The following is a 19,765-nucleotide window of genomic DNA, read 5'->3' on the forward strand; positions in this document are numbered from 1 at the left end:
TGGATCATACCATTTATAGCGCTATCAGGGGATATTTTTAGCTTTTTAAGAGCGATATTGAAGTGTCGACATATTGCTAATATAAATGTTCTTTATAGCCATTATTTTTGATAAATATCAATTTATGTCGACATTTTGCTGGTTTTTTAGCCTGTTTTTCAGATCTCAAGGTTGACAGTTTCAATGTTAGGGCGCATAGTGAACTCATAAATTGTCGACAATCTTAATTTAGTACTTTGATAGACCTATTATGACAGAGCAAAAAGCCAACGATAACTACAACGATATCACGATAACAACAGCCTCAGACCAAGTGTTTGTCGACATGCGTCGTGAAATTGTCCAAGGCACCATCGAGCAGGGTAGCAAAATTTCTGAGCCAGAACTTGCTAAACGCTATGGTGTAAGCCGTGCCACCTTACGTGAGGCACTAAATCGTTTAGAGAGCTGTTATTTGGTAGAGCGTAAAGCGAATGTCGGTTGTCGTGTTGTTGCGCTAACCGCCGAGCGTTTAATCGAAGTCTATCAGGTTCGTAGTGCCTTAGAAGGGCTGGCTTGTCGGTTAGCTGCCGACAACATGGAACCTGAAGAAGTACAGGGTTTAAAACAGTTATTGAATCAGCACTTACAAACACAGCGTGTAAAAGAAGGTGAATCATACTACCAAGAAGCGGGCGACCTTGATTTTCATTATCGCATTATTAAAGGGTCGAAAAACGCACACTTAATTCATCTGTTATGTAATGAGTTGTACCAGTTAATTCGTATGTACCGTGTACAAATGGGGATGGTTGGGCCACGTGTATCAAAAGCGTTTGATGAACACTTGGCTATTATTAATGCCATTGAAAACCATGACGGTGAATTAGCCGAAATGCTTATGAAACGCCATATTAGTGCGTCTCAGGCAAATATTCAGACGAAGTTTGACTTACTCGCAGCAAAAAATCAGTAGCGCCGTAGTTAAACAGTCACAATTTAGATTTAAAAAATAGAGTTAGCCAAAGAGCTGAATCCGTTCAAAGATAGGAGTTATCCAATGTCAGCAGGATTAAAATTCAAACAGGCAATCGCCAACAACAAGCCATTGCAAGTGGTTGGCACTGTCAACGCGTACTGCGCAATGATGGCAGAAAAAACGGTCACCAAGCACTTTACCTCTCAGGTGCGGGTGTTGCTAACGCATCATACGGCATGCCAGATTTAGGTATGACTAGCCTTGATAACGTACTTGAAGATATTCGTCGAATCACCAGCGCTACCGACTTACCGCTTCTTGTTGATGCTGACACAGGTTGGGGCGGTGCTTTTAATATTGCTCGTACCGTTAAAGAAATGACCAAAGCAGGCGCAGCGGGCTTCCATATTGAAGACCAAGTAGCACAAAAACGTTGTGGTCACCGTCCTAATAAAGAGATCGTGTCTAAAGATGAAATGGTTGACCGTATTAAAGCTGCGGTTGATGCCAAAACAGACAGTGATTTTTATATTATGGCGCGTACTGATGCATTCCAAAAAGAAGGCTTAAATGCCGCGATTGACCGCGCAGCAGCGTGTGTTGAAGCTGGTGCAGACGCTATCTTTGCAGAAGCGGTACATGATTTAGCAGATTACCAAGCGTTTGCTAAAGCGTTAAATGTGCCAATTCTTGCGAACATCACCGAATTTGGTCAAACACCGCTTTATACAACTGAGCAATTAAGTGAAGTGGGTGTTGAAATTGTACTTTATCCACTCAGTGCATTTAGAGCGATGAACAAAGCAGCACTTAATGTGTATTCGTCTATTCTTAGCGAAGGCTCGCAACAAAGCCAAGTAGACAATATGCAAACACGTGCGGAATTATATGAGTTTTTAGATTATCACTCATATGAAAACACACTCGATAACCTTTTCTCAGCTAAAAAATCATAACGACAACATATAAGGAGAACACTCATGGTAGATAAAGCATTAGGCGGCGCAGGTTTACGTGGTCAAGTAGCAGGTGAAACAGCTCTGTGTACAGTAGGTAAGTCAGGTTCAGGTTTAACTTATTGTGGTTATGATATTAGTGAATTAGCAGATAAAGCGCAGTTTGAAGAAGTGTCTTTTTTACTGTCGCGCGGTGAATTACCAACAGAGTCTGAGCTGACCGAATATAAAGCAAAGCTAAAATCACTTCGTGGTTTACCTGACGCACTAAAAACTGTGCTTGAGAACATTCCTAAAGACGCGCACCCAATGGATGTAATGCGTACGGGTTGTTCAATGCTAGGTAACCTAGAAATGGAGCAAGACTTCTCACAGGCGAATGATGCGATTGACCGCATGGTTGCCGTATTCCCAAGCATTATTTGTTACTGGTATCGTTTTAGCCATGACGGCGTTCGTATTGAAACTGAAACAGATGATGATTCGGTAGGTGCACACTTCTTACGTTTATTACATGACGAAGCACCATCAGCACTGTTTGAGCAAGTAATGAATGTGTCTTTAATTCTTTATGCAGAGCATGAGTTTAATGCATCAACATTCACTGCGCGTGTGTGTGCATCAACATTGTCTGATATTCACTCTTGTGTAACGGGTGCAATTGGTAGCTTACGTGGTCCACTGCATGGTGGTGCGAACGAAGCGGCTATGGATATGATTGAAGGCTTTACAAGTGCAGACCAAGCTGAAGATGCGCTGATGGGCATGCTTGAGCGTAAAGACAAGATCATGGGCTTTGGTCACGCTATTTACCGTGAATCAGATCCACGTAACGTGATCATCAAAAAATGGTCAGAAAAGCTGGCTGCAGAAGTGGGTGACGATGTTCTATATCCTGTATCTGTTCGATGTGAAGAAGTTATGTGGCGTGAAAAGAAATTATTCTGTAATGCTGATTTCTTCCATGCATCTGCGTATCACTTCATGGGTATCCCAACTAAGTTATTTACGCCAATTTTCGTGATGAGCCGTGTAACAGGTTGGACAGCACACGTGAAAGAGCAACGTGCTAATAACCGTATTATTCGCCCAAGTGCCGATTATACTGGCCCAGAAGCGCGTAGCTACACGCTAATTTCTGAGCGTTAATCGTTAATTAAATCAGTGATAGGGGTGGCTTGGCTACCCCTTTATGAAGGGGCGAAATAAATACAAAAACAATCAGCCCACCTTTGTTCACCGTCACCAAGTACAAGTAGAATCATCATGAATACAAATTTTAGAAAACCATTAGCAGGCACCGGCGTCGATTACTTTGATACTCGCGCTGCTGTTGATGCAATTAAACCGGGCAGCTATGCCACACTTCCTTATACATCGCGAGTACTTGCCGAAAACTTAGTTCGTCGTTGTGACCCTGAAATGCTAAATGATGCACTGTCGCAATTGATTAACCGCAAGCGTGATTTAGATTTTCCATGGTTTCCTGCGCGCGTTGTGTGTCACGACATCTTAGGTCAAACAGCGTTAGTTGATTTAGCATACTTTGCGTGATGCCATAGCTGCAAAAGGCGGCGATCCTGCAAAAGTAAACCCTGTGGTACCGACACAGTTAATTGTTGACCATTCATTAGCGGTTGAACACGCAGGTTTTGAACCTGACGCATTTGAAAAAAATCGTGCTATTGAAGACCGTCGTAACGATGACCGATTCCACTTTATTAATTGGACGAAAACAGCATTTAAAAATATTGATGTGATCCCGCCGGGTAACGGCATAATGCATCAAATCAATTTAGAGAAAATGTCGCCTGTGATCCAAAAACGTGACGGCGTGGCATTCCCAGATACATTAGTTGGTACAGATAGCCACACACCTATGGTCGATGCATTAGGTGTTATTGCAGTCGGTGTAGGTGGTCTTGAAGCTGAAAGCGTGATGCTTGGCCGTGCATCTTACATGCGTTTACCTGATATTGTGGGTGTCGAGCTTAAAGGCAAGCCACAACCGGGTATTACTGCAACCGATATCGTATTATCGATCACCGAATTTTTACGTAATGAAAGAGTTGTATCGACCTACCTTGAGTTTTATGGCGAAGGTGCCGATGCACTTACATTAGGCGATAGAGCAACTATTTCTAATATGACGCCGGAGTTTGGCGCAACAGCTGCGATGTTTTACATTGATGACAACACGCTTGATTATCTACGTTTAACAGGCCGTGAAGAAGAGCAAGTTAAACTCGTCGAAACTTACGCAAAAGAAACTGGCCTTTGGAGTGATAGCCTTAAAACGGCAGAATATGAGCGTGTGTTAACCTTTGATCTATCATCAGTTGGTCGCAATATTGCGGGCCCTTCAAATCCACATCGCCGTGTTGCAACAAGCGAACTTGATAAAGCGGGTATCACTGGCGTTGTTGAGAATGAAGAAGGCTTAATGCCAGATGGTGCCTGTATCATTGCTGCAATCACAAGTTGTACGAATACTAGTAATCCACGCAATGTTATTGCCGCAGGTTTACTTGCGCGTAATGCTAACGCTAAAGGGTTAACTCGTAAGCCATGGGTTAAAACATCACTGGCACCGGGTTCTAAAGCGGTTAAGTCTTACTTAGAAGAAGCCAATTTATTACCTGAGCTTGAACAACTAGGTTTTGGTATCGTTGCCTTTGCATGTACAACCTGTAACGGCATGAGTGGTGCGCTTGATCCAAAAATTCAGCAAGAAGTGATTGACCGCGACTTATACGCAACCGCTGTACTTTCGGGTAACCGTAACTTCGATGGTCGTATTCATCCTTATGCTAAACAAGCATTCTTAGCTTCACCGCCGCTGGTTGTTGCTTATGCTATCGCCGGTACTATTCGTTTTGATATCGAAAAAGATGTATTAGGGCATGATCAACAAGGTAACGAAATTCGCCTTATGGATTTATGGCCATCAGATGAAGAAATTGATGCAGTGATCAAACAAAGTGTTAAACCTGAACAATTTAAAAAGGTTTACGAGCCAATGTTTGACTTAAGTGTAGATTACGGTGAAGACAACGATCCACTTTACCAATGGCGTCCACAAAGTACTTATATTCGCCGTCCTCCTTATTGGGAAGGCGCATTAGCGGGTGAACGCTCTCTGAGTGATATGCGTGCATTAGCTGTGTTGGGCGACAACATCACTACTGATCACTTATCACCTTCGAATGCGATTTTAGCGTCAAGTGCTGCTGGTGAATACCTGGCTAAAATGGGTCTCCCAGAAGAAGATTTTAACTCCTATGCTACTCACCGAGGTGACCATTTAACAGCACAGCGTGCTACATTCGCTAACCCTAAGTTATTGAATGAAATGGTTAAAGAAAATGGTGAAGTGAAGCAAGGTTCATATGCTCGCATTGAACCAGAAGGCAAAGTGACGCGTATGTGGGAAGCTATCGAAACCTACATGCAGCGCAAACAACCGCTTATCATTGTAGCTGGTGCCGATTATGGTCAAGGTTCGTCACGTGACTGGGCTGCAAAAGGTGTTCGCCTAGCTGGTGTTCAAGTGATTGCAGCAGAAGGCTTTGAGCGTATTCACCGCACTAACTTAATTGGTATGGGCGTATTACCGCTTGAGTTTAAAGCAGGCACGACACGAACTACGCTAGGTATTGATGGTAGTGAGAGTTTTAGTGTCAAAGGTGAGCCAACACCAGGCGCAACACTGACATTAGTAATTACTCGTGCCAATGGTGAAACCGTTGAAGTACCAATGACGTGTCGTTTAGATACCGCTGAAGAAGTGTCAATTTATTCAGCGGGTGGTGTACTGCAACGTTTCGCGCAAGATTTTTTAGAATCTGAGGAGCACTAAGCGATGGCGTTTAAACCACAAATTAAGGTGCCAGCGACCTATATGCGTGGCGGCACCAGTAAAGGGGTTTTCTTTAACTTAACTGACTTACCTGAGCCTGCCCAGGTGGCAGGTGAGGCGCGCGATAACCTGTTGTTACGTGTGATTGGTAGCCCCGATCCTTACCAAAAACAAACTGATGGTATGGGCGGTGCAACCTCAAGTACCAGTAAGACGGTAATATTATCAAAAAGCGCGAAACCTGATCACGATGTTGATTATCTATTTGGTCAAGTAGCTATCGATAAAGCGTTTGTTGATTGGAGTGGTAACTGCGGAAATTTAACTTCTGCAGTCGGAGCCTTTGCTGTGTCGAACGGCCTTGTTGATGCCAGCAAAATTCCAGACAACGGCGTTGTCGAAGTTAAAGTTTGGCAAGTCAATATTAGTAAAACCATTATAGTACATGTGCCAATTACTAACGGCGAAGTGCAAGAAACCGGTGATTTTGAGCTTGATGGCGTGACCTTTCCAGCCGCTGAAGTAAAACTTGAATTTATGGACCCTGCAGATGGCGAAGGGGCCTTATTCCCAACAGGTAACTTAGTCGATGAGCTAGAAGTGCCGGGTATTGGTATGTTGTCTGCAACGATGATCAATGCGGGTATTCCGACAGTTTTCATTAACGCCAGTGAAGTTGGCTATGATGGCACAGAGCTGCAAGAAGCCATAAACGGTGATGCTTCTGCACTTGAAAAGTTAGAAACGATTCGTGCCTATGGGGCGTTGAAAATGGGGCTAATTTCTCATATTGATGAAGCAAAGGCACGCCAACATACGCCAAAAGTAGCTTGGGTTGCACCTGCTAAAACGTATCACGCATCAAGCGGTAAAGTTGTAAATGAAACCGATATTGATTTAGTGGTACGTGCTATGTCGATGGGTAAATTGCACCATGCTATGATGGGCACGGCTGCGGTAGCAATAGGTACTGCAGCTGCCATACCTGGAACTTTAGTAAATCTTGCTGCAGGCGGTGGTGAGCGACAAGAGGTAAACTTTGGTCATCCTTCTGGCACTTTAAAAGTCGGCGCTGCTGCAACACTTGTTGATGGCAATTGGCAAGTCACTAAAGCAAGTATGAGCCGAAGTGCGCGTGTGTTGATGGAAGGTTGGGTTAGAGTGCCCGAGTAGTACTCAATCGCGTACTGATATTATCAAAATAAAGCGGCGGTTACGCCGCTTTGTCTGATCCGTAGCACTGTTGTTTCATTCCTTCAATATATTCATCAAACTTGCCGCTTTGTTGCATCAGTTCAATTTCATCATTTAAATCTTGTAAAACTTTTTGCCAGTGCGGCGTTGATTTACTAATAGAATAATAAAGCGGTTTGTATTCAAGCTTTGGTTCTAGCGCGACCAGTGATTCTAAAATTTGTCGTTTGCCGCTAATTGATAATTCAGACTTATAAACACTGGCTTTAAGAACTTCAAGGTCCGCCACAATCAGACTTACTCGATTACTTAGTAGAAGATGGATTAACTGGTATTCATTATTTGCGACGATTGTATCGATTTCTTTATTATCAATCATAGCATCGAGTTTTTTTGTGTTTTTATAAGAGCGGACTACACCAATAGGTAAATTCTCAACTGATTTTAAATCACCATTGAAAGGGATTTGATTTCCTTTTAACGCCACGAATGATAAATCTCCACCAGGTATTTCATGACTTAAAGCAAGTAAATTGTTGCGAGTTTTACTAAGAAAATTATCTGATACAACATCATCTTCAATGAAGTACTCAGGAAAAAGAATATCAGCGCGCCCTAATTCAGCTTCTCTAACGGCACGCGCCCATGGGTAGAAACCAATGTGTACGCCATAACCTTTTTCAAGAAGTGAGCTGACAGTAAATTGATAGAGCCAGCCCTTGTTACACAAGTTTTCGTCAATATAGGATAATCTAAAGTGACGAGCTTTAAAACATGTTTGGCACTTAGGTTATAACCGTATCCGCCGTTGAAACGCACCGCTTCTTCAGTGACGATTTCACCATTTTTTTCAAAACTAACAGGTGTTAGACCCGCAAGGGCTTGATATGAGGCGAATAAAAAGAGCACTGTTAATAGTTTCATAAATTGTTTAAGTTTTTGTTATTTATCTAAAGCTTAGCCTTTTGTCGTAAATATACAACCTAGGAACTGTAACAATATCTAACGGATGGAGTACATTTTTCGGTCACAGCTTATAGTTGTAGGCTTAAGTGACAAAAAGTTTGCATTTGTATTATGATATCACTTAATGCTTTTGCAACTTAAGGATAACAACATTGATAAAACTAAGTCTCTATATATCACTTCTCACAAGCTCTATGCTTGCTCACGCACAATTACCGCTTAGCGTTACAAGCCCTGATGGACAAATAACTGTAAAACTCGAAAAACAACAAAACCAGCTTGTTTATAGCGTAAATTATGGCAATCAGGTTTTTTTGCAGCAATCAGAGCTTGGTTTAAATACCAACCTAGGTGATTTTTCACAGATCCTCAAATATAAAAGCCATACAACCGCTTCGGTCAATAAAAGCTATAAATTGCATAATGCGAAGGTGAGTGACGTAAATTACACAGCGAATACACTCAAAGCGCAATTTGAAAACCAAGACGGCAGAATACTTGGCGTCGAGTTTAATGTGTCTGATAGCGATGTTGCATTTCGTTATCAGATATCGGGAGCTGAAACAGATACCCGTATCAAGGTGTTAGCTGAATACAGTGCTTTTAACCTACCAGATAATGCAACTACATTTATAAGCCCACAAGCCTTACCTGAAACGGGCTGGATGCAAACAAAACCAAGTTACGAAGAGCCTTACACCTTTAACGAAGCCCTTGGAACACCGTCAGCGAATGGCGTGGGTTATACCTTTCCTGCATTATTTAAAAATAGCGATAAAGGTTGGCTTTTAATTTCAGAAACCGGTGTTGATAGCCATTATGTTGGCTCAAAATTAAGCGAAGGCACGAAAGACGGTGTATATCGTATTTCATTTCCTCAGGCCGGTGAAAACAATGGCATTGGTGCAACTTATGCCGCTATGGCAATGCCAGCAACCACACCTTGGCGTACCATCACGTTAGGAACAAGTTTAAAACCAATTGTTGAATCAACCGTGGCATTTGATTTGGTTAAACCACTTTATCAAGCAAGTCAAAATTATAAAATGGGTCGATCAACATGGAGCTGGATTGTTTGGCAAGACCCAAGTATCAACTACGATGATCAAATCAAATTTATTGACTTAGCTGCATCATTAAATTTTGAATATGTATTAATCGACAATTGGTGGGATAAAAACATTGGTCGCGAGAGAATGGCTGAATTGGTTAAGTACGCCAATGGAAAGGGCGCTGATGTTATTTTGTGGTACAACTCAAATGGCTGGTGGAATGATGCACCACAGACCCCACAAAATAGAATGAACAGTGCACCTGCACGTCGAAATGAAATGGCGTGGCTGCAAAGCATTGGTGTAAAAGGGCTGAAAGTAGACTTTTTTGGTGGTGATAAACAAGAAACCATTAAACTGTATGAAGATATTCTTACAGATGCAAATCAGTATGGTTTAGTGATCACCTTTCATGGCAGCACCATCCCGCGTGGCTGGGAAAGAATGTATCCTAACTTCGTCACTTCTGAAGCGGTACTGGCATCGGAGAACCTTGTTTTTCATCAAAATTCGTTAGATTTACATGCCTATAACGCGACTATTTTACCATTCACTCGTAATGCTATTGGCGCTATGGATTTTGCCCCAGTGTTTTTAAACAAACGTTTATCGCAAGATCAAACCGTCGGCACTATTCGTAAAACCACAGATGCATTTGAACTGGCAACAGGTGTGCTTTATCAATCACCAGTGCAACATTTTGGCCTGACGCCAAATAACCTTGCAGAGCAACCCCAATTTGTTATTGATACTTTAAAGGCGATGCCAACGGTATGGGATGAAACACGCTATATTGCAGGTCAGCCGGGTCAAGATGCAACGATCGCAAGGCGTCATCAACAAACATGGTGGGTAGCAGCCGTGAATGGTGAAAATAAAGCCAAAACAGTAGATATTGATTTACCTATGTTAGCGGGTAAAAAAATCACCCTGTTGTTTGATAAAAAAGATGGCAGCGCTGGTACTATGCAAGTCACAGTAAGTAACAGTGGCAAGTTAACCTTAAACTTATTAGCTCAAGGTGGCGCACTGATTATTGGTCGCTAACTGTGAGTTTATAGGCGACGAATAAAAGCCAAGTATAAAAAAGCGAGCAGATTGCTCGCTTTTTTTGGCTATAGTTGCCTTGCTACCTTGGGCGTGCTAAATTGCGCCGTGTGTGGTGATGTACTACACCGCTTTGAGGACGACCTTAAAGTTGAAATTAAATTCGGGGACGACCCCATAAAGAGGTCGACCATGAATTGGATCCTACTTATTACTGCTGGCTTACTTGAAGTCGCTTGGGCTTATGACCTAAAACAATCAAACGGTTTTACTAAACCACTCATTTCATTCTTTACACTCTTAACCATGGCTGCCAGCTTTTATTGCTTAAGTGTGGCACTCAAATCATTACCACTTAGTTTGGCGTATGCGGTTTGGGTTGGTATTGGCGTTATTGGCTCAGCAATAATAGGCATGACACTATTAGCTGAAGGCGTGAGTCTATTAAAAATAGCCAGCTTACTACTGATCGCCCTTGGCATTATTGGTTTGAAACTCGCCAATTAATATATTTTTTACTGCTCCTACTCAGTTTCATAACGTTAATTCAGGGTATGAGACTGAGAGCAAACGATTGAAGCAGTAGTGCGTTAAACAACTGAACAACATATTTTAAATTTGTAAAATTAAGAATTGGTACGACCGAGTGGATTCGAACCACCGAATTTGGCGTGGGTCATAGAGAGCGGTAGTGTTCTAACCAACTGAGCTACAGATATTTTAAATTTGGAAAATTAAGTATTGGTACGACCGAGTGGATTCGAACCACCGATTTTGGCGTGGGTCATAGAGAGCTGTAGTGCTCTAACCAACTGAGCTACAGATGTTTTAAATTTGGAACATTAAGAATTGGTACGACCGAGTGGATTCGAACCACCGATTTTGGCGTGGGTCATAGAGAGCGGTAGTGCTCTAACCAACTGAGCTAGAGATGTTTTAAATTTGGAACATTAAGAATTGGTACGACCGAGTGGATTCGAACTATTGATTTTTGGACCGAGCCGATAAGAGTGGTAGTGCTCTAACCAACTGAGCTACATATATTTTAAATTTGGAACATTAAGAATTGGTACGACCGAGTGGATTCGAACCACCGATTTTGGCGTGGGTCATTGAGAGTGTTAGTGTTCTAAACAACTGAGCTACAGATGTTTTAAATTTGGAGCATTAAGAATTGGTACGACCGAGTGGATTCGAACCACCGACCTCTACCATGTCAAGGTAGCGCTCTAACCAACTGAGCTACGGTCGTACTGTAAGTTTGACTTAAAAGCCAATTTAGATTCAAGAAGGTAAATCATGGTACAACCGAGTGGATTCGAACCACCGACCCCTACCATGTCAAGGTAGTGCTCTAACCAACTGAGCTACGGTTGTATTTTGATTCAAAACTGTTGTTAGCATGGCTAAACAACGGAGGCTAATATATAGCGACTGGTTGTGTGAATCAAGCAGCTTTAGCTATTTTTGTGCTAAGTGCTGGTTTTTTATTCATAACGGACTAATTTCGCACGTTCTGTAAAAACCTTGCCACCAAGCAACATGGCTTTTCGCAGAGTGCTTAAGACTTTGTAAAATTGCGTCATTACTGTCGCTATCTACAAATTTGCCCATTTCGGTGTCATGCCATATTTGCTGGTAAAGAGGTTGTAGAGTTTCTAATCGACCCACTAAGAATGATTGATAAGGCTGTAGTTGCTCTAAATAAAACTTTTTAAAAACATTACTCAACGTTTGAGCTTTTTGTTTATTCTTGTTGGCAGGGCAGAGATCATCTTTTGAATACTTCATGAGTAGCGCTGTTAATTGTTGATTGTAATGTGTTTGCACACGAGCCGCAGAAATGAGTAGCTTGTTGTATTTAAAACGATTTAATACTTCGAGTTGGTTGATGATTTGCTCTGGCTCTATAGCGTTTATTTTGCCGGTATTAATTTGATTGTTTAACTTAGCAATTTGCTCCATCGCGCTCACGGTTTCGCTAAAACCTGCGGTGTTTTCATCAATGTGTGTCGAGCTTAGCTGCCAGCTTTGCTTAAACTCGCTTTCGTTGAGCAGCATAGCTCTATAGTAGTTAGCAAGGTTTGCTTGCTTTTGTATTGCGGTGAGTTTTATTTTTTCAAATAGCTCATCTTGTTCTTCAAAGCTTTCTAAGCACTTCTTTGCGCTTTGAATAAACTTAATTTGATAACTAAGAATGTTAGCAGGCGTTGCAGTTTTGCCAAGCTGGTTATTGTGCTCAGCAATAAGGGTTGCAAGTTTACATTGACGTAACTGGGCAAGTTCAAGCATACCAATGGTTGCTTTATCTTCAGTATTTTCAGTAAAGTGGTTAACAGTTATTGTACTTGGTTTAGATAGCTTAAAACTTTCGGTTTTAAGCACGTTTTCTAATCTTTGCGCGTAGGTGTGATTTACATCACCGGAAGAGGGCGTGCAGGCAATAAGTGCCACGCACGCTGTTGCGATGATAGAGTTTAGAAGGCTATTGGTTTTGCAAAAAAGGTGCATGTTTAAATCGCCTATGAACAGTGAACATCAACATAATTGCTGCGGCACTTAACCCTACAATAATGCCTATCCAAAAGCCATGAGATCCATTGCTGGAACAATTAAATCTGTACGAGCAAGTACGAAGCCAAGCGCAAAGCCGATCAACCAATAGGATACAAAGGTGATATAACCAATTGGTGCCGTGTATTTTAATCCCCGCAAAATACCATTGGCAGAAACTTGCAGGGCATCTGGTAACTGGTAGATACAAGCAAGTACCATGATTGAAGAGGCAAGGGCTAATACTTCAGGGTTGTCAGAATACAATTGGCTTATAATATCTCGGGCAAAAAAGGTCACACTTGCCAGCAGAAAAGCAATAATTGCCGCGAGAATATAACTTGTTTTAACGGCATTTTTTAACTGCTGATAATGTTGTTGGCCAAATAAATTGCCTATTCGAATGCTAATCGCAATTGAGAGGCTCAACGGCATCATAAACAATAAAGTCGTCACACTGGCTGCAATTTGGTGACCGGCAACAGCAACAGCACCTAAGTGCGCTATAAACAAAGGAATACAAGCAAATAGCGTTACTTCAAAAAAAGTAGCTAATGAAATTGGAATACCCACTTTGGTGATAGTCCATAAAGTAGCGGGCTTTGGCGCTCTAAAATTTGCTAATAATGCTTTGGCATCAATCTTTCTATTAAAGTGACAATAAATAACCTGAGTTAACGCCATTGCTGTAAATACCAGCGCCGTGGCAATACCACAGCCCGCGCCACCGTAGGCTTGAAAACCTAATTTACCATGTATAAATACGTAGTTGGCCGGAATATTAACTGCTAAGCCGATTAAACTAATGTAAAAAGCAGGTTTGGTCATTCCCATACCTTCAGTGATATTGCGGTACACACTGAAAAGTAAAAAACCAAAAATACCCCATTTAACAAAATGAATGTATTGCTCAGCTAAGTGGGTAATAGATTGTGAGGTGTCTAATTGACTAAGCACAGTATCAGCAAGGCTTGCCAGCCCTAAACCGATTATGGCAAGTACTAACGCCAGATACAGACCTTGTTGAAAGTAGTGGCTAATACCTTGTTTATCGTTTGAACCAGCAAACTGCGCTATGATCCCGGTTAACGCCAATAATATGCCTTGCAGTGCAAGCATTAACGGATTCCAAATACCCGTTGCAATAGAAAGTGCTGCCAAGTCTGTTGCACTTACTTGGCCTGCCATCACGGTATCTACAACCGTCATTAAAATAAGGGTTACCTGTGCCAAAAAAACAGGAATGGCTAACGAAATTAACCTTTTGGCTTCCCAACTACAAAAAGACATAAAATACACAACTAAATAAACAGACAGCCATTGTAATCTATTCATAGATCAATAAAAATCGCAGTTATCTATTTAATGAAGAAAAGAGAAAGCGATGTTCACTGGAATTGTGCAAACGCAAGCCGTTGTGGTTGATGCTACTAACCAAGGCGGTGTACTAAGGCTAGCTTTACAAGTAGAACAGCAATACGCTGAAAACCTGAATATCGGCGCTAGCATAGCCATTAATGGTTGTTGTTTAACCGTGGTGAAGTTTGCATCAGACACTCAAGGGTGCTGTGTTATAAATTTTGATGTGATTGATGAAACATTGAAGTTAACCAACCTAGGTAAGCTGGCTGTCAATGATACGGTGAATTTTGAACGTTCAGTGACTTTTGGGACTGAACTGGGCGGGCATATCGTATCGGATCACATTCATTGTATGGCCGAGATACTTTCAATTAAACACCATCAAGACAACTGTAAAATGCAATTAGCATTAGCAAAAGAGTGGCAAAAATACGTGCTTTATAAGGGATTTGTGAGCGTTAATGGGGCAAGCCTCACTGTAGGTGAAGTTGATGAGCAGGGCTTTTGGTTGCACTTAATCCCAGAAACTCTCTCTATTACCAATCTCGATAATTACCGCGAAGGGGATAAGTTAAATATCGAAGTCGATCAGCAAACTTATACCATTATCAACACGGTCGAAAATTATCTCTCGCAAGAAGGACATATAAAACGAGCAAATTAAAAAATTTGCTCGTCGTCACTATCGACATGTAATTCGAGTTTGTTGTGTGCGTAATCGATATGCATATTCAAATGGATGGGATTGCAACATGCTGCGCAATCTTCATAGTAATCTTGGTCACCGTCACTTGCATCAAGTGCTAAGTGAATGTGGTGGCCACAGTGAGGGCATGAAATCCGTTGTGTGTATTGGTCTTTCATCAGCTTTTACCTTAATCAAGCATGCCTGAGTTCGTTAAATTGCAATCTTCATTAGACCCTAACTCATCAAAAATGAATTTAGATTTAATTAGATTGATATAACTCACTAACCGAATTTATTTAAGCGTAGTGCTACCAATTCGGTTAGCATCTTTATTAATACGCTTTATAAGCTAAATATAGCTGTGTTTAGCAGTTTGTGACATTCCTTTTACAGTGATTTTTAGCTTATTTCAGGAGCTGATCAATTTGTTGTTTTGCTTCAGTAAGATAGTGCCCTGCAAAGATATTGGCATTATTGAGCATAGGGTATAGTTGGTAGATGGCCCTACGTTGCTCGTAGCCTACCTGCAATGGGTAGATATCGTTATAGGCGTCATAAAAGCTATCGGGAAGTGGTGCATAAAGCTCACTCATTGCGATATCGCATTCCCGATCACCATAATAACAAGCAGGGTCAAATACACTGGGTACATTATTATAAAAGCCCATATTTCGACGCCAAAAGTCACCGTGTAATAACGAAGGCTCTACAATATGGCTATGCAGTGCGTCTTTAACAAAAGCGATGAAGGTGTCTTGATTAACAAGCTCAATGCCTTTTTCTTGTAATAACTGTAATTGCCAACCAATGCGTTCTTCAGCAAAAAATACATCCCATTTTTTGTGCCAACGATTTGGTTGTAGAGTAGGGCCAAGGAAGTTGTCGTTATCTAAGCCGAACATGGCTTGGGTATGCTTTTGGTGTAAATGAGCAAGGTGTTCTCCCATTTCATGCCAATTGGTATGGGGCTGTTTATCAAGTTCTAACCATTCAAGCACGATAAATGAAAACTCAATATTGCAACCTGTGGTGATGCAATCTGGGATCATAAATAAGCTTTCTTGAGTTAACAGCTCTAGATTAAAGGCTTCGCACTCTAAGCGCTCCAGATCACTTAAGTGAGCGACTTTCACAAAGAAGTGGTGTAAATCATCGCCAATTTGGAAGTATTTATCGTTATTGGGTGATTGTAATTGGCGCTTAAAGGTATGCTTAAAATCAAAATGCATCGCTTGGCTAATCTGTTCATTCACCGAATTCCACATAATTTTGTTCACCTTTTAACCATATAATTAAACTATGGCAAAAAGACGATGAATTAACAAACCCATAGCGTTAATATTGTTAAAGTTTATCGAAGTATTTATGAGGGGTCAGATGAATAAAAGTCTCATTACTAACTTAGTGGCACTTGCCTTAGTATTAGTCGGATTTTTATTTGAACAAGCAATTGTGCTTTCTGTTGGTTTATTTGCGTTATCGGGCGCAGTAACAAACTGGCTTGCTATTCACATGCTATTCGAAAAAGTACCATTTTTATACGGCTCTGGTGTTATAACATTAAAGTTTGCGTCTTTTAAGGTGGCGATTCGTAACTTGGTAATGACCGAGTTCTTCGCTGAAGAAAAAATCGATCAGGTCATGGCGCTCGCTAAACCAAATATTGATTTAGAGCCTGTGATCAGTGAAGTTAATTTAAGTCCGGCTTATGACTCTTTAATTGAGGTTATTGAAAACTCTCAATTTGGTGGCATGCTGTCGATGTTTGGTGGCCGTGATGCGCTCGAGCCAATGCGCGAACCTTTCATTGAAAAAATGAAAGCGGCGGTTATTGATATTTCGAAGAGCGACGAATTTAAAACCATTCTTGATGAAAAGCTATTTGCAAAATCTCACCTTGGTGGCTCATTACACAGTACAGTTGAGCGTTTAGTTGATGAACGATTGAATGAGCTTACACCAACCATGGTAAAAGATATTATTCAAACCATGATCAAAGAACATTTAGGTTGGTTAGTAATTTGGGGTGGGGTGTTTGGCGGCTTATTTGGCCTGATAGCTGCGCTAGTCTAATGAAGAAGGAATTTGTAGCAGGCCTTCAAAGACCTGCTACTGTGTATTCATCATTATTTTGAGCCTGCAATTACAATCACAGTGTCATCAGATACGTTAGCGATATCTTGAATACTGGTTTTTGTTGCTATGTCAAAATTTAAGTATTTCGCAGAGTTATGCAACCCATAAGTGCTAACAAACTTATTAGTTGGCATATCATTGCAAAATAGTTTTTCTGTCATTACTCGTTTACTTAAGCGTAAATCGCGCATAGTTCCGATTACATTGAGTGGCTTATTTGATGCAATAGCCATACACGCTTGAGTGCCAACTGAGTTATCTGCTGCGACAAATTGGGCTGCACTTGCATCAGTTGCTGCTAGTGAAGAACCTAAAATTATTGCTGTACCTAGTGCTGTAGTTAACGTATTCATCTTTCTCTCCAGTTGTTGTCTATAACGTAACATTTGTGCGACCTGGCTATTACGGATACTGCACACTTCCTGTTTGCTGGGCACATTTAAAGTATTACGCTAAACAAAAACAATTGCTGTTAATGAAAATCGACAAGATGTAAGTAAGTATGTAGATGTGAACAAACAAAACTAACCGCTTGATAAGTGCTATTTTAAAGTGTGAATGTTGACACAATTAGCCTTAAAATTTTTTAATTAATTTTTAAAAATCCTGTATTAGCTCGTATTTAAGACTTGATATTTACGTGGCTGTTACATTTAAGTATTAACTCTAGCTTTTCTTAAAAAGACTATTCAGAGTATAAGGAGCATCAGTGACCACAAAATTAGCAGGCTATTATCAACAAGCCTATGCATCTGAATCAAAACACTTTAATCAATGTTTTTATTGTGGTTGTGAAGCAACTGAGCGAGATTTTTGTCCGCCACTGCATATGCTGCAAAGCATTATAGATTTAGGCGAAGAGGCCGAATTTATATCAATTCCAGCATGTTATGAGTGCTTTGCATTACTGCATAACGAACGAGTGCTAACTATTGATGGGCGAGTGACAAAGCTAAAAAAGAAACTTTCTGCAAAATATGCAAAAGCGCTGAGAATTTATCACATGTGGCATGAAAGTGAACTTCACGATATGAGTGATGAGTTTGTGCACAGTATTAAAGCAGGCATGAAGTTAGGTGCAGAGGCGGCAGAGCGATTAGCATTTCAAGGTTATAGTTATGCAACTGAAGATGCCAGTGTCACTATTCGTGAGAAGCGTGCCGAATTTTATGTGCAAGGCAAAGTCTTTTATGACTTTAAAGACGCGCTTAATTACTGCATTAATGATTTACAAGTCGACAGAACAGAATTCTATAAGCTGGTGGTCGAAGATTATAATGGTGATTTTAACCGTGCATTGAGTCAATACCGCCATCGACACGAAAAAATAACCGCAGCTAACGATGCAGATTCACTGATTAAAAGCTTTGCCAAGCAGCACAAGCAAAACTCAGACTTTGTAACTCGAACTGTGAAACATTTTATCAACAAAGATCCGAGCTTAACTACCGAAGGTGCGTTAGAGCAGTTATATAACAACTACATAAAGAAATAGTGCTCTGTGAGGCTGGTTATTCGTCTTGAATATTGGTGACTGGCCTCGTTTACTCGCATTAGAATTAACAATTAGTTAAAGTAATTAAATAATAAAAAAGAGGAACGTAAGAATGCAAAAATTTGCACCATCCTTGTTGGTTATGGCGCTTGGTGTCGCGTTAGCGGGCTGCCAAGACAATGGCCCACAAGATCCAAAAGTCTCAATTAACAAAAACCCATACCCAAGCACTTATCAGCCACTTGCATCACAAAGTACGTTAATCACTAATGCCACTGTTTTAACCGGCACAGGCGAGCGTTTAGATGACGCAGATGTATTCTTTGTAGATGGCAAAGTCCAACAAGTAGGTAAAGACCTATCTGTTCAAGCTGATAAAACAATTGATGCACAAGGCAAATGGGTAACACCGGGTATTATTGACGTGCACTCACATTTAGGTGCATACCCAACTCCATCGGTGGCATCTCACCAAGATGGTAACGAAATGACCAGCCCTGTGACTGCAGAAGTATGGGTTGAGCATTCAGTATGGCCGCAAGATCCTGGCTTTAACCGTGCTCGTGAAGGCGGTATTACGTCATTACAAATTCTACCTGGTTCAGCAAACTTAATTGGTGGCCGCGGTGTAACGCTTAAAAACATTCCCTCGCACACGATGCAAGGTATGAAGTTTCCTGAAGCACCATATGGTTTAAAAATGGCATGTGGTGAAAACCCGAAACGTGTTTATGGCCGCAAAGGTGTTTTACCATCAACGCGTATGGGTAACATGGCGGGCTATCGCACAGCGTGGATTGAAGCGACTGAGTACAAACGTGAATGGGATAAGTACGAAAGTGATTATGCCGCAGGTAAAAACCCTGCAGCGCCTCACCGCGACATTAAGCTAGATACGCTAGCTGGCGTGTTAGAAGGTGACATATTAATCCATAACCACTGTTATAAAGCAGAAGAAATGGCCATGATGATCGACCTTGGTAAAGAGTTTGGTTATCACTCAGGCACTTTCCATCACGGTGTTGAAGCATACAAAATTGCTGACTTACTGGCTGAAAACGGTAACTGTGCGGCACTTTGGCCAGATTGGTGGGGCTTTAAAATGGAAGCCTACGACATGGTTCAAGAGAACGTAGCAATTGTAGATGCTGTTAAAAATTCATGTGCCGTTGTTCACTCTGATTCTGATACAACGATTCAACGCTTAAATCAAGAAGCCGGTAAAGTGATGTATCGCGCGAATGATGTGGGTTACGACATCTCTGAGCAACACGCAATTAAGTGGATCACTTCAAACGCGGCTAAATCACTGGGGATTGATGATAAAACAGGTTCACTTGAAGCAGGTAAGCAAGCTGATGTGGTTATTTGGAACCAAAACCCATTCAGTGTTTATGCGAAAGCTGAACAAGTATTTATCGATGGTGCCAAAGTTTATGATCGTAACGATGATAAATACCAAGCACAAAGTGATTTCATGCTAGGTCAAAAATAGGAGT

14 protein-coding genes, 2 tRNA genes and 3 pseudogenes are annotated in these 19,765 nt (G+C 41.2%); 11 read left to right on the top strand and 8 right to left on the bottom strand.

Features of this window, described 5'->3' with window-relative positions:
* Positions 1-250 precede the first annotated feature (250 nt).
* The 5 genes and pseudogenes from ACRWSG_RS17010 to prpF all read left to right on the top strand — a co-directional run bounded on the left by ACRWSG_RS17010 (position 251) and on the right by prpF (position 6,946).
* Positions 251-955: a GntR family transcriptional regulator gene (locus tag ACRWSG_RS17010; RefSeq protein WP_054554723.1), complete on the top strand. Its 705-nt coding sequence runs from the start codon at positions 251-253 to the stop codon at positions 953-955.
* Between the two features lie 84 nt (positions 956-1,039).
* Positions 1,040-1,914: pseudogene (prpB, locus tag ACRWSG_RS17015) on the top strand (methylisocitrate lyase).
* 24 nt (positions 1,915-1,938) lie between these two features.
* Entirely contained in the window at positions 1,939-3,063 is a 1,125-nt protein-coding gene (gene prpC / locus ACRWSG_RS17020; protein WP_235376575.1) for a bifunctional 2-methylcitrate synthase/citrate synthase, read from the top strand.
* A gap of 117 nt (positions 3,064-3,180) precedes the next feature.
* A pseudogene (gene acnD, locus ACRWSG_RS17025) lies at positions 3,181-5,773 on the top strand (Fe/S-dependent 2-methylisocitrate dehydratase AcnD).
* Between the two features lie 3 nt (positions 5,774-5,776).
* Complete coding sequence (gene prpF, locus ACRWSG_RS17030; RefSeq protein ID WP_194442274.1) at positions 5,777-6,946, top strand: 2-methylaconitate cis-trans isomerase PrpF; 1,170 nt, start codon at positions 5,777-5,779, stop codon at positions 6,944-6,946.
* Positions 6,947-6,986: 40 nt separating this feature from the next.
* Here the strand turns inward: prpF and ACRWSG_RS17035 are convergent, their stop codons facing one another.
* A complete protein-coding gene (locus tag ACRWSG_RS17035; RefSeq protein WP_462166842.1) occupies positions 6,987-7,697 on the bottom strand; it encodes a substrate-binding periplasmic protein in 711 nt (236 codons plus the stop codon).
* A 388-nt stretch (positions 7,698-8,085) separates the two neighbouring features.
* On the opposite strand from ACRWSG_RS17035, the gene ACRWSG_RS17040 reads away from it, so the two are divergent.
* Together ACRWSG_RS17040 and ACRWSG_RS17045 are read left to right on the top strand one after the other, a co-directional pair.
* Complete coding sequence (locus ACRWSG_RS17040) at positions 8,086-10,032, top strand: glycoside hydrolase family 97 protein (protein ID WP_462166843.1); 1,947 nt, start codon at positions 8,086-8,088, stop codon at positions 10,030-10,032.
* A gap of 192 nt (positions 10,033-10,224) precedes the next feature.
* The gene (locus ACRWSG_RS17045; RefSeq protein WP_462166845.1) at positions 10,225-10,539 is read left to right on the top strand and encodes a DMT family transporter; all 315 of its coding nucleotides are present in this window, start codon (positions 10,225-10,227) and stop codon (positions 10,537-10,539) included.
* Positions 10,540-11,207: 668 nt separating this feature from the next.
* Here the strand turns inward: ACRWSG_RS17045 and ACRWSG_RS17050 are convergent.
* The 4 genes and pseudogenes from ACRWSG_RS17050 to ACRWSG_RS17065 form a co-directional block, all read right to left on the bottom strand.
* Positions 11,208-11,284, bottom strand: a tRNA-Val gene (locus ACRWSG_RS17050).
* Between the two features lie 48 nt (positions 11,285-11,332).
* A tRNA-Val gene (locus ACRWSG_RS17055) sits at positions 11,333-11,409 on the bottom strand.
* 114 nt (positions 11,410-11,523) lie between these two features.
* The gene (locus tag ACRWSG_RS17060; RefSeq protein ID WP_300362935.1) at positions 11,524-12,543 is read right to left on the bottom strand and encodes a DUF3080 family protein; all 1,020 of its coding nucleotides are present in this window, start codon (positions 12,541-12,543) and stop codon (positions 11,524-11,526) included.
* Positions 12,518-13,875 (bottom strand): annotated as a pseudogene (locus ACRWSG_RS17065) (MATE family efflux transporter). The gene ACRWSG_RS17060 and the pseudogene ACRWSG_RS17065 overlap by 26 nt, the downstream one beginning before the upstream one ends.
* 94 nt (positions 13,876-13,969) lie before the next feature.
* Between ACRWSG_RS17065 and ACRWSG_RS17070 the strand changes: the two are divergent.
* On the top strand, positions 13,970-14,611 hold the full coding sequence (locus ACRWSG_RS17070; protein ID WP_462166847.1) for a riboflavin synthase subunit alpha: 642 nt from the start codon (positions 13,970-13,972) through the stop codon (positions 14,609-14,611).
* Here the strand turns inward: ACRWSG_RS17070 and ACRWSG_RS17075 are convergent.
* Positions 14,608-14,811, bottom strand: a complete 204-nt coding sequence (locus tag ACRWSG_RS17075) for a CPXCG motif-containing cysteine-rich protein (protein WP_462166848.1) — start codon at positions 14,809-14,811, stop codon at positions 14,608-14,610. The two genes, ACRWSG_RS17070 and ACRWSG_RS17075, sit on opposite strands and share 4 nt — an antisense overlap.
* Before the next feature lie 228 nt (positions 14,812-15,039).
* Positions 15,040-15,900, bottom strand: coding sequence for a fructosamine kinase family protein (locus tag ACRWSG_RS17080; RefSeq protein WP_054554735.1), 861 nt, complete (start codon positions 15,898-15,900; stop codon positions 15,040-15,042).
* Positions 15,901-16,012: 112 nt separating this feature from the next.
* On the opposite strand from ACRWSG_RS17080, the gene ACRWSG_RS17085 reads away from it, so the two are divergent.
* Entirely contained in the window at positions 16,013-16,708 is a 696-nt protein-coding gene (locus ACRWSG_RS17085; protein WP_138601847.1) for a DUF445 domain-containing protein, read from the top strand.
* A 53-nt stretch (positions 16,709-16,761) separates the two neighbouring features.
* Here ACRWSG_RS17085 and ACRWSG_RS17090 read toward each other — a convergent pair whose 3' ends face one another.
* Positions 16,762-17,124 carry a DUF3718 domain-containing protein gene (locus ACRWSG_RS17090; RefSeq protein WP_054554737.1) on the bottom strand — a complete coding sequence of 121 codons (363 nt, stop codon included), beginning with the start codon at positions 17,122-17,124 and terminating at the stop codon, positions 16,762-16,764.
* Positions 17,125-17,480: 356 nt separating this feature from the next.
* On the opposite strand from ACRWSG_RS17090, the gene ACRWSG_RS17095 reads away from it, so the two are divergent.
* Together ACRWSG_RS17095 and ACRWSG_RS17100 are read left to right on the top strand one after the other, a co-directional pair.
* Positions 17,481-18,266, top strand: a complete 786-nt coding sequence (locus ACRWSG_RS17095; protein ID WP_462166850.1) for a hypothetical protein — start codon at positions 17,481-17,483, stop codon at positions 18,264-18,266.
* A gap of 112 nt (positions 18,267-18,378) precedes the next feature.
* Complete coding sequence (locus tag ACRWSG_RS17100; protein WP_054554739.1) at positions 18,379-19,761, top strand: amidohydrolase; 1,383 nt, start codon at positions 18,379-18,381, stop codon at positions 19,759-19,761.
* Positions 19,762-19,765 lie beyond the last annotated feature (4 nt).

This window comes from Pseudoalteromonas sp. GB43, assembly GCF_054923805.1.

Excerpts from the sequence above, each read along its gene's own strand:
- ACRWSG_RS17010 (WP_054554723.1), top strand. The coding sequence starts at position 251 with ATGACAGAGCAAAAAGCCAACGATAACTACAACGATATCACGATAACA.
- prpC (WP_235376575.1), top strand. The coding sequence starts at position 1,939 with ATGGTAGATAAAGCATTAGGCGGCGCAGGTTTACGTGGTCAAGTAGCA.
- prpF (WP_194442274.1), top strand. The coding sequence starts at position 5,777 with ATGGCGTTTAAACCACAAATTAAGGTGCCAGCGACCTATATGCGTGGC.
- ACRWSG_RS17045 (WP_462166845.1), top strand. The coding sequence starts at position 10,225 with ATGAATTGGATCCTACTTATTACTGCTGGCTTACTTGAAGTCGCTTGG.
- ACRWSG_RS17060 (WP_300362935.1), bottom strand. The coding sequence starts at position 12,543 with ATGCACCTTTTTTGCAAAACCAATAGCCTTCTAAACTCTATCATCGCA.
- ACRWSG_RS17070 (WP_462166847.1), top strand. The coding sequence starts at position 13,970 with ATGTTCACTGGAATTGTGCAAACGCAAGCCGTTGTGGTTGATGCTACT.
- ACRWSG_RS17075 (WP_462166848.1), bottom strand. The coding sequence starts at position 14,811 with ATGAAAGACCAATACACACAACGGATTTCATGCCCTCACTGTGGCCAC.
- ACRWSG_RS17080 (WP_054554735.1), bottom strand. The coding sequence starts at position 15,900 with ATGTGGAATTCGGTGAATGAACAGATTAGCCAAGCGATGCATTTTGAT.
- ACRWSG_RS17085 (WP_138601847.1), top strand. The coding sequence starts at position 16,013 with ATGAATAAAAGTCTCATTACTAACTTAGTGGCACTTGCCTTAGTATTA.
- ACRWSG_RS17090 (WP_054554737.1), bottom strand. The coding sequence starts at position 17,124 with ATGAATACGTTAACTACAGCACTAGGTACAGCAATAATTTTAGGTTCT.
- ACRWSG_RS17100 (WP_054554739.1), top strand. The coding sequence starts at position 18,379 with ATGCAAAAATTTGCACCATCCTTGTTGGTTATGGCGCTTGGTGTCGCG.